The 15,456-nt window shown below is 48.0% G+C and carries 12 protein-coding genes and 1 pseudogene; 4 read left to right on the top strand and 9 right to left on the bottom strand.

The window, feature by feature from the left end:
- Positions 1–31: 31 nt before the first annotated feature.
- Together M1L23_RS13065 and fabR are read right to left on the bottom strand one after the other, a co-directional pair.
- A complete protein-coding gene (locus M1L23_RS13065; protein ID WP_252627879.1) occupies positions 32–2,038 on the bottom strand; it encodes a S9 family peptidase in 2,007 nt (668 codons plus the stop codon).
- A 10-nt stretch (positions 2,039–2,048) separates the two neighbouring features.
- Positions 2,049–2,657 (bottom strand): HTH-type transcriptional repressor FabR, encoded by a 609-nt coding sequence (gene fabR / locus M1L23_RS13060; RefSeq protein ID WP_252627878.1) that lies wholly within the window; start codon positions 2,655–2,657, stop codon positions 2,049–2,051.
- A 133-nt stretch (positions 2,658–2,790) separates the two neighbouring features.
- Here fabR and M1L23_RS13055 point away from each other — a divergent pair, with 133 nt between their 5' ends.
- The 3 genes from M1L23_RS13055 to M1L23_RS13045 all read left to right on the top strand — a co-directional run bounded on the left by M1L23_RS13055 (position 2,791) and on the right by M1L23_RS13045 (position 5,091).
- On the top strand, positions 2,791–3,888 hold the full coding sequence (locus M1L23_RS13055) for an acyl-CoA desaturase (RefSeq protein WP_252627877.1): 1,098 nt from the start codon (positions 2,791–2,793) through the stop codon (positions 3,886–3,888).
- 140 nt (positions 3,889–4,028) lie between these two features.
- Complete coding sequence (locus M1L23_RS13050) at positions 4,029–4,268, top strand: hypothetical protein (RefSeq protein WP_252627876.1); 240 nt, start codon at positions 4,029–4,031, stop codon at positions 4,266–4,268.
- Positions 4,269–4,272: 4 nt separating this feature from the next.
- Positions 4,273–5,091 carry a putative metalloprotease CJM1_0395 family protein gene (locus M1L23_RS13045; protein WP_252627875.1) on the top strand — a complete coding sequence of 273 codons (819 nt, stop codon included), beginning with the start codon at positions 4,273–4,275 and terminating at the stop codon, positions 5,089–5,091.
- A 76-nt stretch (positions 5,092–5,167) separates the two neighbouring features.
- Here the strand turns inward: M1L23_RS13045 and M1L23_RS13040 are convergent, their stop codons facing one another.
- From M1L23_RS13040 to greB, 5 genes are all read right to left on the bottom strand, one after another.
- Complete coding sequence (locus M1L23_RS13040) at positions 5,168–6,115, bottom strand: AEC family transporter (RefSeq protein ID WP_252627874.1); 948 nt, start codon at positions 6,113–6,115, stop codon at positions 5,168–5,170.
- Between the two features lie 3 nt (positions 6,116–6,118).
- A complete protein-coding gene (locus M1L23_RS13035; protein WP_252627873.1) occupies positions 6,119–8,458 on the bottom strand; it encodes a Tex family protein in 2,340 nt (779 codons plus the stop codon).
- Between the two features lie 49 nt (positions 8,459–8,507).
- Positions 8,508–9,125, bottom strand: coding sequence for a glutathione S-transferase family protein (locus tag M1L23_RS13030; RefSeq protein WP_252627872.1), 618 nt, complete (start codon positions 9,123–9,125; stop codon positions 8,508–8,510).
- A 167-nt stretch (positions 9,126–9,292) separates the two neighbouring features.
- Positions 9,293–11,728, bottom strand: a complete 2,436-nt coding sequence (locus tag M1L23_RS13025) for a S9 family peptidase (protein WP_252627871.1) — start codon at positions 11,726–11,728, stop codon at positions 9,293–9,295.
- 94 nt (positions 11,729–11,822) lie between these two features.
- Positions 11,823–12,314: a transcription elongation factor GreB gene (gene greB / locus M1L23_RS13020; RefSeq protein WP_252627870.1), complete on the bottom strand. Its 492-nt coding sequence runs from the start codon at positions 12,312–12,314 to the stop codon at positions 11,823–11,825.
- A 258-nt stretch (positions 12,315–12,572) separates the two neighbouring features.
- Between greB and M1L23_RS13015 the strand changes: the two genes are divergently transcribed.
- A complete protein-coding gene (locus M1L23_RS13015) occupies positions 12,573–12,719 on the top strand; it encodes a hypothetical protein (RefSeq protein ID WP_252627869.1) in 147 nt (48 codons plus the stop codon).
- Positions 12,720–12,828: 109 nt separating this feature from the next.
- Here the strand turns inward: M1L23_RS13015 and M1L23_RS13010 are convergent, their stop codons facing one another.
- Both M1L23_RS13010 and M1L23_RS13005 read right to left on the bottom strand, forming a co-directional pair.
- Positions 12,829–14,040, bottom strand: coding sequence for a M24 family metallopeptidase (locus M1L23_RS13010; protein WP_252627868.1), 1,212 nt, complete (start codon positions 14,038–14,040; stop codon positions 12,829–12,831).
- A 342-nt stretch (positions 14,041–14,382) separates the two neighbouring features.
- Positions 14,383–15,294 (bottom strand): annotated as a pseudogene (locus tag M1L23_RS13005) (IS3 family transposase); the annotation flags it as partial.
- Positions 15,295–15,456: the final 162 nt, after the last annotated feature.

Genomic DNA, 15,456 nt, shown 5'->3' with positions numbered 1-15,456 from the left:
CTGTTAGCGAGTTTTTGTTTGTGCGAACTATTTATTTAGTAAGGCTGAACTCAAGCTCGTGGGGCGGTTGGCCTGCTTTTTGATCAGCCAAATACCACTTCATCCAGCGTTCCATGCGGTAGGCATAGTCAAGCTGGGCGGCAGCTCGGCTGTTGCCATGGCCTTCACCTGGGTAAGTTACTAACCGCACCGGCACGTTGCCGTGTACTTTCAAGTACCGATAAAGCTCCATCGACTGGCTAGGGTGTACTCGGGTGTCTTCTTCCCCATGCATAATTAAAATAGGCGTACGGCCCTGCTCGGCCCAGTAAATAGGGCTGCGCTCAAGGTACCATTGCCATTTGTCCCAAGGATAACTGCGCGAATGTACCAGGTTCATTTCATTTGGAATGTCGGTAGTACCAAATTTCGACAGGTTGTCGCTAATGCCTACAAACATAACGCTAGCGGCAAAGTGCTCGGTTTGCTTAGTTGCACCCCAAGCAGAAGCATAACCGCCGTACGAGCCACCGGTAATGCCCACGCGCTTAGGGTCGGCCAAGCCAATTTTTACCAAATGCTCTTTGGCATCAACAATGTCGTCAAATTCCTTCCCCGCGTAGTCGTTTTGACCCAACATCGAAAACTCAACACCACGGCCAGTGCTACCACGGTAATTTGGAAAGAAAGTAGCAAAACCTTCCTGCGCCATGTACCAAGTAGGGGTTGAATAACGGTCGTTCCACCCATGGCGAATATGCGATTCAGGACCACCATGAACAGCCATAATTAAAGGTACGCGCTTACCTGCACGGTAGTTCGTTGGGTAAACCAAAATGCCTTCAAGCTCTAGGCCGTCGCGGGCGGTATAAGTTATTACTTCGCTACGCGGCTGAGTAGCGTTATTTATCCATTCGTTCGAATTGGTTAGCCGAACTAGGTTAGTACCTTGTAGGCGAAAGGCCTCGTTCGGGTGGGCTGGGCTGTTGGCTACTAAAGTAATGGCGTTATGGTTGTCAATGGAGCCAAAGCGCAGAGCATTTAGACGACCAGTAGGCAGCAACACAGTTTGTGCGTTAGTGCGCACATTATGCTGCACCACAGTGGTTTCGGTGTTTATGGCCGCTAACCAAACAAGGGTGTCGTTGTCTTGCCAAATAACGTCTTGTACGTGGCCCATAAAGTTGGGCAGTAACTCGGTAACCGCACCGTTGCGTAAGCTTGCCAAATATAAACGGCCTTTGGCAGGATCATGCTTGTCGGCTGCACCAATTACCGCAAGGCGTGAACCGTCTTTAGAAAATGCCGCGTCGCCTAACTTGCCTTCTGTTTGAATACGCACCACTTCGCTACCGTCGCTATTTAGCACCACGTAACTGCTAAGCATTAAATTGTCGTCAACCATTGGCGTAGGGGCTGCGCGCACAATTAGTTGGTTTGAGCCAGGGCGAAAACTTACCGAATGAACTTCTTCATTGAAAGCAACTGGGGTTACTTCATTGGTGGTTAAGTTCAGCAAATGTGCGCGAGTAAAAAGCACTTCTTCTTCATACACTCGGGCGCGGAAACCGTTACGGGTTAAGTCGGTTTGGTTTTTAGAACCCTTGTCTTTGGCGCGAAAGGCAATGGTTTTGCCATCGTCACTAACGGCAAAGCTAAGTATTGGCGTGCTGTGTTGCAAAATTCGTTGCGACTCGCCACCGCTCACCGGAATGCTATACAAGCTAGTGCGCTTGTCGTCTTCACGGTTAGCTAAATAAAATAGCTGGGTATTGTCGGCACTAAAAGCAATGTTGCGAATACGCACGTTGCCGGTAATAAAGTTTACTTGGTTGCCTTCACTGTTAAGCATAAAAAGTTCAATGTACGAAGTGCCGTCTTCTTCAGCCAGCGGGTTACGTGGGCGAACTTTGGTAAAGGCCGTGTAACGGCCGTCGGTAGAGCTAATTACCTGGCTTACCGACTGGGTGGTAATAATGTTTTCAAGGGTTACATCGGCGGCATGGGCAACGCTTATTGAAAGCAATATTGCACCTAACCAGATTCCGAATCGGGTCATCTTGGTACTCCTAGTTAGTGTTATGCAGCGAAAGGGCGCCGCGGGCTATCATGCGAACTTGCAGAATGGTTTGGTCGGTAAGTTTGCGTAAGTCGTCACCGGTTAAGTCGAGGGCGTCGGCACCGGCACTAAACACAATACGCACTATTGCGTCGCTTTGGGCTTTGGCAATGCGCTCGTCGGTTTTACGCTCTACAATTAAAAAGTCGCGTAGTTCATTAGTGAAGTGGGCAATTTCGCGGGCAATGGCCAAGCGTAATTCTTGGGTTGTACCTGCTTGCTCTTGCAGCATTAAGCGAAAAATATTTTTATTGCGGGTTATGTAGTCCATAAAGGTGTGCACCGACACTTCTATAATAGAGCCGCCATTAGCAATACGTTGGCGCGACTGGCGTAATAATTGGCGTAATGCAAGGCCACCTTCGTCAACTAAGGTTAAACCAAGTTCGTCCATATTTTGGAAGTGGCGATAAAATGAAGTAGGGGCTATGCCGGCTTCGCGGGCTACTTCACGCAAGCTTAAACTAGAAAATGAATTTTCTGCGCACAAATGTTTGAGTGCCGCTTGTATTAACGCGTGGCGGGTTTTCTCTTTTTGCTGGGCGCGAACTCCACTCATGGTCGGTTTCCTAGTGCATGAAAAAATAAGGTTAACAGTGAACACCTGTGCGGTCAATTTACAAAATACAGCTTGATCGTTGCATTAAATAAGTATAAATTCAGCGTACACTTGTTAGCTGAAATGGTCATTTATGAAAAAACCGGCATTACTTTGGCTGAATATTTCTGTATTTAGCGTTACATTTTTGGTGGCTGCCATTGGCACCCCGCTTTATATTGCAATGCACGGCCTTAGCACAGGGCTTGTGGTTGCTTTCTTTGCGCTATTTATTTGGTCGGGGCTGTCTATAACCGGTGGTTATCACCGCCTATGGTCGCACCGCACCTACGACGCCCACCCCATTATACGTGTTATATACGCGTTAGGTGGTGCGTTGTCGTTGCAAAACAGCGTATTGCACTGGGCTTCAGACCACCGCGAACACCACAAGCACGTTGACCATATCGACCACGACCCCTATTCAATTACCCGTGGCTTTTGGTTTGCACACATTGGTTGGATGCTACGTGAATACCATGCCCACCGCTATAACGACTACTCCAATGTTCGCGACTTGCAGCAAGACCCAATAATTGCCTGGCAGCATAAGCATTACTTAGTGTTAACCTTGCTCATGAACATTGGTTTGCCCTTAGTTATTGGCGTCATGCTAGGGCAAATTTGGGGGGCCTTATTGTTTGCTGGCTTCCTACGTTTAGTGGTTAGTCATCACACTACTTTCTTTATTAACTCGTTGGCTCATATATGGGGCAAACGGCCATATACAGAGCGTAATAGCGCTCGTGACAACGGCCTACTTGCTTTTTTAACCTTCGGCGAAGGGTATCATAACTTCCACCATATTTTTGCCGGCGACTACCGCAACGGCATTCGTTGGTACCAGTTTGATCCTACTAAATGGCTAATTGCTTCAATGGCTTGGTTTGGTTTAGCGCGTAATTTGAAGCGCACCAACAAGTACCAAGTTGAAAAAGCCCGCTTAGAAATGCTATGGCTAAAAAGCCAAGAAAAGCGTCCTAGCTTTACCGAACGTTTAGAACAAGAATACGAAAACTTAATGGTTTCGCTACGGGAATTGAACAGCCGCCGCCGAGCCTGGGCGAACGCTAAGCGCGACGCTCTGCAAGACATGGCCCAAGTTAAAGAACTCAAAGCTCAATATAAAAGCCTAAAACGCAGCTTCCGCGAACAAAAGCGCAACTTCCGCCGCCAACTCCTTACCACCTAAACGGTGGGGTCAGAACCAACTTTCGCTAAGCCCTGCTATAGCAGCCAATGGGTTACAAAGTTGCTTCTGACCCCAGTTTAATGTTGTTTGCAAAAACCCTAGTTTTGAGGAATAATTAACCAATTGAAATGGGGTGTGTTATGCAAATTAACTCAGCTGTGCCGAATGCTTTGAACACATCATTACAGGGCATGCAGCGCAGTAGCCAACAAGTAACAACAGCCAGCGAAACAATTGCACGTGGTAGTGTCGGTAACGGCGCGCACAACGTGGAAGCGCTGGTTGCTCTGGTTGAAGGCGAGCAGGCCTACGGTGCTAACGTAAAAGCTTTCGCTACGTCTAGCCGTATGTTGGGCGTGCTGCTCGACACGGAGGCATAAAACTATGTTATTAACTGCCACATCTGCTACCCCATTTACTTCCAATACGGTTGCCACCCCTACCGACGCCATGCGTCGCGACAATCAACAGCGCGAAATTATTGCTCAAGTAAGCCAAAATGAAGGGTTCGCACGTGAATCGGGTTTAGGCTCCGGTGCCGATCGTGCGCCAATGGCCGGTATGCCAAGCTTTGCTAACCAACTTGCTGGCGCACGCCAAGACGCAGAAAACATGCGCCGCCGAGCTCGCGGGGAAGAGCCCGAAAGCAAAGCGCAAGGCAGCACAGAAAAAGCAGCAACAGAAGAAGTAACAAGCGAAGAAAGCAGCGAAGCACCACAAGCGGGCCCTGAACAACTTAACCCAGAAGAAAAGAAAAAAGTAGCCGAGCTTAAAGAGCGCGACGCCGAAGTGCGCCGGCACGAGCAAACACACGCCAGTGTGGGTGGCCAATACGCAGGTACACCTAATTACGAAACCGAACAGGGCCCAGACGGCAGAAGTTATGCTGTAGGTGGCTCGGTCGATATCGACGTAACACCCATAGCCAACGATCCAGCCGCCACCATTCAGAAAATGCAAACGGTGAAACGTGCCGCTTTAGCCGTCGACGAGCCTTCGGCGGCCGATCGCAATGTTGCCAACACAGCGTCGCGCCACGAAAGCGCAGCCCGCCAAGAATTAGCGAGTGAAAAGCAGCAGCCAGCAAGCCAAGAAATGTCCGACGACGAAATAGACATTATGGTAGAACGCTCTAGCCGCATTGAAAGCACTTATCAAGGTAGCTTCCTACCCCGTGAAACATCTGTTCTTGCTCAAGCCTAAATTGGGGTCAGAACAAAACATCTAACACATTGATTCTTAAAGAAGCCGACTCAAATAGCTTGTTCTGACCCCAGCACTAAAGGGCTTTTTCAATTAGCCAGGCCATTATGGGTAAGGTAACCATGCCAATAAGCACCCCATAGCCAATAATTGCAGCAACTAGCCGTGGTTTTAATCCTGCCCCTATAGCAATGGCGCCACCAGTAATCATTGGCGGCATAGCTGCTTCAAGTACCGACACCTGCGCCGCCAAACTATTTACCCCTAATAACATAAATGCCGCTAACGCCACTAAAGGCAGCACCACCAGCTTTATGCTTAGGGCCATAAAAAACGGGGCTAAGTGGTTACTAGCAATGCGTAAACGCAACTGTAAGCCCACGGCTATCATTACTACCGGCACTAAGGTTGAGGCTAAGTTTTCCAGCAAGGGCTGAATAATGCGTGGGTATTCGGTTTGGCCTAAACCAAATGCTTTTAAGGCTAAGGCCAAAATAAGGGCTATTACTGGCGGGAACACTAATAACCTGACAAGGCGTTGGCCTATAGTTAAGCCTGCTTGGCCAGGCGCTGCGCTGGTGCTGGTTGCCCCGTAATGGGCGGCAATACTGCTACTAATTAACGCAAGCGCTAAAAACGAGCCGGTTTGGTCGTAAATAACCGCAAAAGGCAAACCTTCGGCACCGTAAAAGGCTTCAACAAAAGGAAAACCTAAAAATGAGGTGTTGCCAAGGGGTACCACCACCAATAAAGCACCGGTTAGCTCGCGGCTCCAGTGCCAAACTTTACTTGCCAGCAGTACTAAAATAATTGCCAATACATACATGGCCCAAGGAGTAATAAGTGGGGCTAGTACGTCGGCAGTAACTTCTAGTTTAGGTAAATGCAGCAGTATAAGGGCGGGCACCGCTACAAAAATAACGTATTGGTTTAGCACAAAGCCCGACTGCTCGGGCAGTGAACGGGTATGTTGCAACACCCAGCCAATGGCTAGGTATGCAACAATAAGTACAAGGTTATCCATGTATTAACGTTTTTTAGCGTTCGCAAAAGCGTCGGCAAAGGCGCTGTTTATGCCAGCACTTGGCCCAGCCGCTGGTTTTTTTGAAGCCGGCCCCCGCGAACGAGGCTTAGCTGCAACTTTACCACTTGGCTTTGTGCTCGCTTTGGTAGTTGCCGTGTTGTTAGTGTCAGTGGCGTCTTGTAAACGCATGGTTAAACCAATACGTTTGCGCTCTATGTCTACTTCTACCACCTTCACTTTAACAATTTGGCCAGCTTTCACTACCTCGTGGGGGTCGCTAACAAAACGGTCGGCCAGCGCAGAAATATGCACCAAACCGTCTTGGTGCACACCAATGTCTACAAAAGCACCAAAATTAGTAACGTTAGTAACCACACCTTCTAAGGTCATGCCTGGCTTTAAGTCTTTTAGGGTTTCAATGCCTTCACGAAACTCGGCGGTTTTAAATTCAGGGCGAGGGTCGCGGCCAGGTTTTTCCAGCTCGTTTATAATGTCGGTTACAGTTGGCAAACCAAAGGTGTCGTCAATATAGTCGGCTGCATTCAAGCTACGTAAAAAAGCACTGTTGCCAATAATTTCGTCAAGGGCCTTGCCACTTTTCTTGGCAATGCGCTCAACCACTGGGTAGGCTTCTGGGTGCACTGCTGAACGGTCTAACGGATGTTTGCCATTCATAACGCGTAAAAACCCAGCTGCCTGCTCAAAAGCTTTTGGCCCTAAGCGAGGCACTTTCAACAAGCTTTTACGGTCAGTAAACGAGCCTTCAGTGTCACGAAATAGCACAATGTTTTGCGCCAAATTCCGGTTTAAACCGGCCACGCGTGCTAATAACGGCGCTGAAGCTGTATTCAAATCTACCCCAACGGCGTTCACACAGTCTTCCACTACAGCGTCTAGGCTGCTGGCTAATTGCGACTGGCTTACGTCGTGTTGGTATTGGCCTACACCAATGGCTTTAGGCTCTATTTTAACCAGCTCGGCTAATGGGTCTTGCAGGCGGCGGCCAATAGAAACGGCACCCCGTAACGACACATCAAGATCGGGAAACTCAAGCGCAGCAAGTTCAGAAGCTGAATACACCGAAGCACCGGCTTCGCTTACCATTACTTTTTGCAGTGATAAGTCGGGGTTTGCTTTCATTAATTCGCCAACCAGCTTGTCGGTTTCGCGTGAACCGGTTCCGTTACCAATTGCAACCAGCTCTACTTTGAACTGTTTACACATGGCGGCTAAAGAACGCAGCGACTTGTCCCACTGGTTTTGTGGTGCATGTGGAAAAATAGTTGAATGGCCAAGCAACTTACCGGTGGCGTCTACCACCACTACTTTTACCCCGGTACGCAAACCAGGGTCGAGGCCCATGGTGTTTTTAGGCCCAGCAGGTGCAGCCATTAACAAGTCTTTCAGGTTAGTGGCAAACACTTGAATGGCTTCCGCTTCAGCAGTTTCGCGTAATTGGCCAATTAAGTCGGTTTCCATACGCGGTAAAATTTTAATGCGCCAGGTCCACTGTACCGCTTGTTGACGCCATAGGCCCACGGCCGAGCTGTCAATTTTAATACCCGTATGCAAAGCTATTTGGCCTTCATATTGGCTTTGGCGGCTACCTTCTTCGGCCTGTGGGTCGGCATTAATTTTTAACTGTAAAATACCTTCGTTACGCCCCCGCAATAAAGCCAAGGTACGGTGTGAAGGTACTTTACGCAACGCTTCGCTGTAGTCGAAATAGTCGCGAAACTTTGCCCCTTCTTGTTCTTTACCGGGTGCAACCTTCGCTTCAAGCACAGCTTCTTGCCATAACTGAGCGCGAATCGACTTCAATAAAGCGGCATTTTCCGACAAATGCTCCATTACAATAAAACGAGCGCCTTCTAACACTGCTTTGGTGTCGGCAAAGCCTGCTTCAGGGTTAATAAACGGTACGGCTAAGGCTTCCGGGTCAGCATTGTCGTCGGCCATTAAGGTGTTGGCCAAGGGCTCAATACCTGCTTCAATGGCAATTTGCCCTTTGGTTCGGCGTTTGGGTTTAAACGGCAGGTACAAGTCTTCAAGCTCTGTTTTTAACGTACAGGCTGAAATAGCTTGCTCTAGTTCAGGAGTTAACTTTTCTTGATCGGCAATACTTTTTAAAATAAAAGTACGCCGATCATTTAGGTCACGTAAATAAGTTAGGCGCGAAGCTAAATTACGCAGTTGAGTATCGTCGAGCCCGCCGGTTATTTCTTTTCGGTAACGGGCAATAAAAGGTACTGTCGCACCTTCATCGAGTAACTGAATTGTTGCTTGAACCTGAGCCTCACGAACTTGAAGTTCGTGGGCAATAACTGAAGAAACTGCAAGCATACCACTCTCTTTATTTGCTGCAAAAAATGGTGCTTATAATAGCCTACAATTACACTTTTGCCGAATCTCTTGACTCCATGCGCTTATACCAAGCTTGTAAATTTTTATGTTCAGGCAGAATGCGAACATCAATTACGCGGGCAAATTGAATGGTACAAAATGCAGTAATATCAGCAACGGTAAAGCGGTTAACACAAATCCACGTTTCGCCCTGTAGCTGTTCGTCGAGGAAATCATAAAACCGTTCTACTTTCAGTTTGCAATCATTACCCCAAGCTTCGTTGGTGGTCATGCGGTCTTCAAAATAACCGGTTAAATGCTGAAATGCCATACCAGTAGGCAAGAAAAATTGAAACTCTAACCAACGCAGCCATTGCTCAATTAAGGCAGACTCTCTCGAAGTTTTACCCAATAAGTTCTGTGTGTTTGGAAACTGTTGTTCCATGTAACGGCAAATAGCCATCGATTCAGAAATGCAGGTGCCGTCATTTAATTCAAGAACAGGCACTGTTTTCATAGGATTTTTTGCTACGAATTCAGGCGTTAAATTTTCGCCTTCCTTTAAGTCAATCTCCACGCGCTTCACATGATCAAGTAGCCCTTTTTCAGCCAAGAACATACGCACACGTCGTGGGTTTGGCGCCTTTGCCATTTCGTATAGTTTCATATTCAGTCCTTATTGTTATATTTTTATACACCCCCCCCTTGGGTTTAATACTTTTTGGCGCACGATTAAATATGAAACCTCGCGGGTGTTCTACAATGCTAGCACATAAAGCCAAAAAAAATCCCTAGCATTTGCTAGGGATTGTTAAATATTTTATTACTTATTGTTTATTCGGCGTTTTTTACAAACTCATCAAGCCAGGTTACCGTTTCCCACATCATGTGCAAAATAGACTCACGAGCACGGTAGCCGTGGCTTTCTAACGGCAGCATTACTAACCGCGTGGTGCCACCTAAGCCTTTTACAGCCTGGTATAAGCGTTCACTTTGCATAGGGAAAGTACCCGAGTTGTTGTCGTCGGTACCATGAATAAGTAGTAATGGTGTTTTAATTTGGTGCGCAGCAAAAAACGGCGACATACGCAGGTACAACGCTGGGTCGTCCCACACCGTACGCTCTTCACGTTGGAAGCCAAACGGCGTTAAACTACGGTTATAAGCACCACTACGGGCAATGCCGGCCTTAAATAAATTAGTATGGGCCAACACGTTTGCAGTCATAAAGGCACCATAGGAATGGCCGCCAATAGCAACTCGGTTCGGGTCGGTTACACCAAGATCAGCACCCGCTTTAATTACCGCACGCGAGTTCATTTCTAGCTGCTCAATAAAGGTATCGTTCGGTAAGGCATCGCCTAAGCCAACAATAGGCATAGTGGCATTGTCCATCACCGCATAACCTTGGGTAGCTAAAAACTGCGGGCGCCAGTAACTAATACGGTTAAATTCGTAAGGCGAACCCGAAACCTGTGCTGCAGCGGCGTTACTACGGAATTCTCGTGGGTAAGCCCACACAATGGTTGGTAATGGGCCGTCGCGCTCTTTGTCGTAACCTGCTGGTAAAAACAACGTGGCCGACATAGGCAAGCCGTCTTCACGCTCGTAATGTATAAGTTCACGGCGAATATCAACAGTAGCCGGCATAGGGTGCGCGGTTTCTGTTAGCGCACGTAAGCTAGCTGGGTTATTAATGTCGCGTACGTATAAATCAGGTGGCGTATTCAATGCTTCACGGCGGGTAATAAACAAGCCTTCGGTAGCATTTAATGCTGAAAGTGGGCGCTCATAAAAAGGAGCTTCCGACTGCCACAAACGAGTGGTTTCACCGGTAACTAGGTTGCGACGGTCAATGAACGGGCGTTCACCTTCGTCTGAAGCACCGTCACCAGTAAGAATAATGTGGCCATTATCCACTAATAGTACTCTGCGTCTTTGTTCGTTACGGGTCATTAATGGGCGGCCCGGGTCAGTATAGGTATTTTCCCATGAACGCTCCCACACCAATTGTGGAGCAGCGTCGGTGTCTGGGCTAATGCGCCATACTTTTTCAGCACGGTCCGACCATAAACGCTCATAAACTAAAGCAAGCTCGCCACTTTGGGCGGTAAGGCCAGCGTAACGTGTGCTTAAGTCAATAAGCTTTTTAGGAGCAGCCGTAAAAGGCGCGCTTAACTGGAATACTGAATCGCGAATTTCGGCTGGTTGCCGTGGGTCGCCACCGTCTTGGGCTACAGCCCATACTAGGGTGGCGTCTGCGTCGGCCCGCCAAGAAATGCTACGTGGCGTGTTTACTACGGCGTCGAAGGCAATTGGCAGGTTGTCTGCTAAGGGCTGGTTGGTAACTTGGTATAATGCTTTACCTTCTAAGTTCCAAACGTCGGTAGTACGTGCGAAACGTGACCGAGGCACCGCATAGGAATACGGGGTTTGTATTGTTGTTACCAATAAAAATTGGCTGCTCGGCGAAAGTGAGTAATCGCTATACACAGCAGGCGTACCAATTACCTTAGTACGACCACGACCATTAATACGTACAATTTCACTACTATAAAAGTAGTTGAATAGGGCTTCGTCGTGCTCGTTACCTAGCAAGTCTTGGTAAGTACGCGCCGGCGCAACACGGCCACGGCTTTCAGTAACAATAGGGCTGGCAGGCACATTAGGGCGTTGTGGCTCAGCACCACGTTTGGCCGGCACCGCCATTACATATAAGGTTTCGTTGTCGCTTGCCCACTGTAGCGGGTTGCCCCACACACCGTTGGCTTTGGTTTTGCTAAAGCGCTTGGCACGACCACGCTCAACGTCAACACGCCATACTTGCGCTTCGTTCTCTTCAAGCTGAATAAACGCAAGGTAGCGGCCGTCGGTCGACCATGTGGGGTATAAGGCCTTCAAATTGTTTGGTAAGCCACGAATACTAAGGTTGCTACTGTCGCTAATATTCACAAAGGTGAAGCTATTTAAGTAGCGTGCTTGGCTAGTGGTGTTATTGGCCGGGTTAATACGGCTACCGGCTAAGCGGTATTCAGGTGCGGCTAAGTCGGCAATAGAAGGTAATGCTGGCTGGCCGGCAACCAATACTACTTTACCACCTGGTGCAACATAGGCAGCAGGGGCGGGGGCCGCGTCGGCAATATCAATTAGCTCTTGGCTTGGGGTTTGGTAGGTTATATCTACCTGGCCCGCCAAGGCGAGACTCGAAATAAAAGGGGTAACCACCAATAGCAAGGCTAAGGCAATTACCCGAGTGAATTGTGTAAGCATATTTATTGCAACTCCAGAGTTAATGTCTTACTTATCAAAGCGTGAAACAGCATTACTTTCCAGCCTATTGCGATGAAACAAGGGTCATACCCGTTTATTCGGTTTTATCGCCAGGTTTGTCGTAGCGAATGGCGTCAACGTACCAAGTTTTAGGGCCTGTAGGCGTTTGCACCACAAAGTCGTCACCCACTTCTTTTTTCAAACAAGCACGGGCCATGGGTGCGTCTATCGACACCACATTCTTGGCATTATAAATTTCGTCGGGGCCAACAATTTGAAAGTGCAGCTCGTTGCCATCGTCGTCAGAAAGCGACACATAAGCCCCAAAAAACACCTTTCCTTCTTGTTGCGGATGGTAGTCAACCACCTGCAGCTCTTCTAAGCGCTTGCGCAAGTAGCGCACACGGCGATCGATTTCGCGTAATTTACGCTTGTTATATTGGTAATCTGCGTTTTCCGACCTGTCGCCGAGGCTCGCTGCCCAGGTAACAATTCGGGTGGTTTCAGGTCGTTCAACTCGCCATAAATGGTCGTGCTCGGCGTACAGTTGAGCATAGCCGCGGCTAGTAATAAGTTTGGTTTTCATTAGTTATCTTCCGAAAAAGCGGTCGTAGAAGGTCATGCATGGCATGACGTTACAGCGGTATTGTAGGTCACATCAACCATTACCCACTGTAAGTTAAAGGAGCTTGCAGTTCCAGCCACAACTCAATTAGGGTTAATGCGGCATGGCTAATTTCACGCCGATTGTTAGCAATTTGTTGCACGGCATAAGTTGACGTACTTAGTGTTTATGCTGGTGAGGTAAGTAAATTACAACACACTCCAAACACTAGGGGCTAATATGTTCACTTACTTAATCAAATTTATGGTGCTGGTGATATTACTAGCCAACACGCCAAAATGGCTGGGAGCTATTATTTTTATAGCTGCAATGGTGATAGAAATTAAAATGGGCCTAAAATTAGGAATTGCGCAAAGTAAAGAATAATTTTGCCGCAAGCAATACCTACAGAGTACCGCTGCCGTGCTGTAAAGTATGCACGGGGCAGCGGTGGTGTAGTTATGTATCCTGTATTATGCGCGGGTTATGCTCGGCATTACTTTACATTAAACGGGTCGTCGAGAGAGCGTGAAGGCTCGGTAAACCACTTCGGCCCGTTTTCGGTCATATAAAAGTGGTCTTCAAGGCGCACCCCAAACTGGCCCGGGTTAATGACCATGGGTTCGTTACTAAAACACATGCCAGGCGCAAGTTTGGTTTTGTCGTTGCCAACCAAATAGGGCCACTCATGTATGTCCATGCCAATACCGTGGCCGGTGCGGTGGGGCACGCCAGGTAAGCGGTAGTCGGCTTCTAGGTTTAGCACTTTAAGCTTTTCGCGCACTGCGTCGTCTACCGAACCGCAGGTAGCGCCTAGCTTAGCGGCCTTAAATGCCGTTTGTTGAAGCTTACGCTCATATTCCCAAAACTGCCGTTGCGCATCAGTGGCTTCACCAAATGCATAGGTACGGGTAATGTCGGAAAGGTAGCCATGCAACTTACAACCGGTGTCAATAAGTACCCAGTCGTTCTTTGCTAAAACCGGGTCGTAACTTACCCCGTGTGGGTAAGCAGTGGCTTCGCCAAACAACACAATACAAAAGAACGAGCCGCTTGAGCCCACGCGTTTATGCGCTTCATGAATAAAGGCCTTCACTTCCGAGGCTTTAATACCTTCATGCAAAATAGAAGCGGTGGCTTTATGTACTTCTAAGGTCATATTCATTGCGGTTTGAATGAGGTGTAATTCAGCTGCCGATTTGTGCATACGGCATTGGGCGGTAATGCTAACCGCATCAATAAGCTGCGCCGCTGGTTTTACCTGTTGAATTTTAGAAACAATGGCATACGACGTTGATTCGTCGAGCGCTAACTTATAATCGTTACCAAATTGCTGGTTGAGAAAGTTGATCATGAGCTCGGTTGGCGACTCGTGCTCTTCCCATAAAACACATTCCATGGGCAGTACCATGGCCTGGGTTAATGAGCCTTCTTCAAATGCCGGCGCAACCAGCGTTACAGGCCCTTCAGGTAAAATTAATGCACCCACCAGTCGTTCACTTGCCGACCACTTCAGGCCGGTAAAGTACTCAAGGTTAGTACCCGCATTCAAATAAACGGCGCTAACACCTTGTTGCTGCATGAGCGCTTGCGCCTTTTGCACGCGTTGCTGGTATTCCGGCAAGCCAATAGGCGTTGCATTCGTAGCCATATTTTCGAGTTGGTTTAAAGCGTTTTCAATACGAGAGTTTCCCACGCCAAGTGTCATGCTGAACTCCTACAGGTAGTGAATAAAAAAAGGTGCAAACAGCCACATACTCAATGCCAGCTAGTGTAAAGCATTTTTGGTCGGATACGTAGAGGCCGATAGTTACCGGCACCATTCGCATTTACAAACCAGCCATGGTACATACTTTTACTATGCACAGCCTTATGCTAAGTAACGTTTTCGCATAGCTTTTAAGTTTTATATTTTCTTCCTCGAACTGTTTAATACGTTTGATGTTCGAAGCTTCATTTCCGTAGTATTAAAGTTCGAATTGTAATTGGTGGCTTTGTTGGCTCCGAGTTTTTGCAGATGACTTCAACTTCAATGCTGGCATTGTAGTGGTCAAGTAAAACTGGCCACCGGTTTATAGTTATTCCAGTAGTTTGCTTCAGCTTGATTAGGGCTTTTGCCACCATTGTGCTGATGCGGTCTCAATTGACTGTAATAACCGATTAAATACTTCACTATGTGATGCTTCGCTTGGGTAAATGAGAGATAGCCATACGTTGGCGTCCACTCAACCTTTAAACTTCTAAAGAACCGCTCAGTCGGAGCATTATCCCAGCAGTTACCGCGACGACTTAAGCTTTGTTTTATCTGGTACTTCCAGAGCGTCTGGCGGAACTTTCTGCTCGTATAATGACTGCCTTGGTCGCTGTGAAACATAACGCCTTTAGGGCGCCCACGGCTTTCATAAGCCATTTGTAGCGCGTTAGCGGTGAGCCCGCTATCCGGCGATAACGACATCGCCCAACCCACGGGTTTCCTAGCAAATAAGTCTATGACAACAGCTAAATAAGCCCAGCGGTTACCGCTCCAGATGTACGTTACATCACCACTCCAAACGCGGTTCGGCGCTTCAACGTTAAACTGACGGTCTAAATAATTCGGTATCTCAGCATGCACATCACCTGTTTTCTTATATGTGTGACCGGGTATTTGGCAACTTATTAACCCAAACTTTTTCATGAGGCGACTAGCACGAAAGCGGCTTAGCGGCACACCTTGGCTCGTTGCCATTTGCGCGATGCTGCGCGCACCAGCCGAGCCTTCGCTTTCTCGAAACAGCTCTTTGACTTTGGCGATCACCTTGGCTTTCTGAGCGCATACAGGCTGTTTTGAACGTTGTTTCCAGTACTTAAAGCTGCTGCGGTGCACGTTAAACACCGCACAGAGCTTTGTGACTGGATAGCTCGTCTTAAGTTTCTCGATTATCGAGAACTGTTCAGGGAGTCCGACATTAAGAGAGCTGTGGTGTGTTCAATCGGTCAATGCAACATACTGTACTTGTCAACGAATTGGATACTTACTAATGGCAACGATGAAGGAGCGCGGGCTTTCAGCTTCGCAAAAACGAGAGCTTTGGCATAGATGGCGAAAAGGACAGTCTCTCAGTGAGATAGGTCGAGCGCTAGG

Origin of the sequence: Aliidiomarina quisquiliarum (assembly GCF_023922585.1) — a bacterium.
In the GTDB taxonomy this organism is placed as follows: Bacteria; Pseudomonadota; Gammaproteobacteria; order Enterobacterales; family Alteromonadaceae; genus Aliidiomarina; species Aliidiomarina quisquiliarum.
This window is presented reverse-complemented; position numbering and strand designations above follow the sequence as displayed.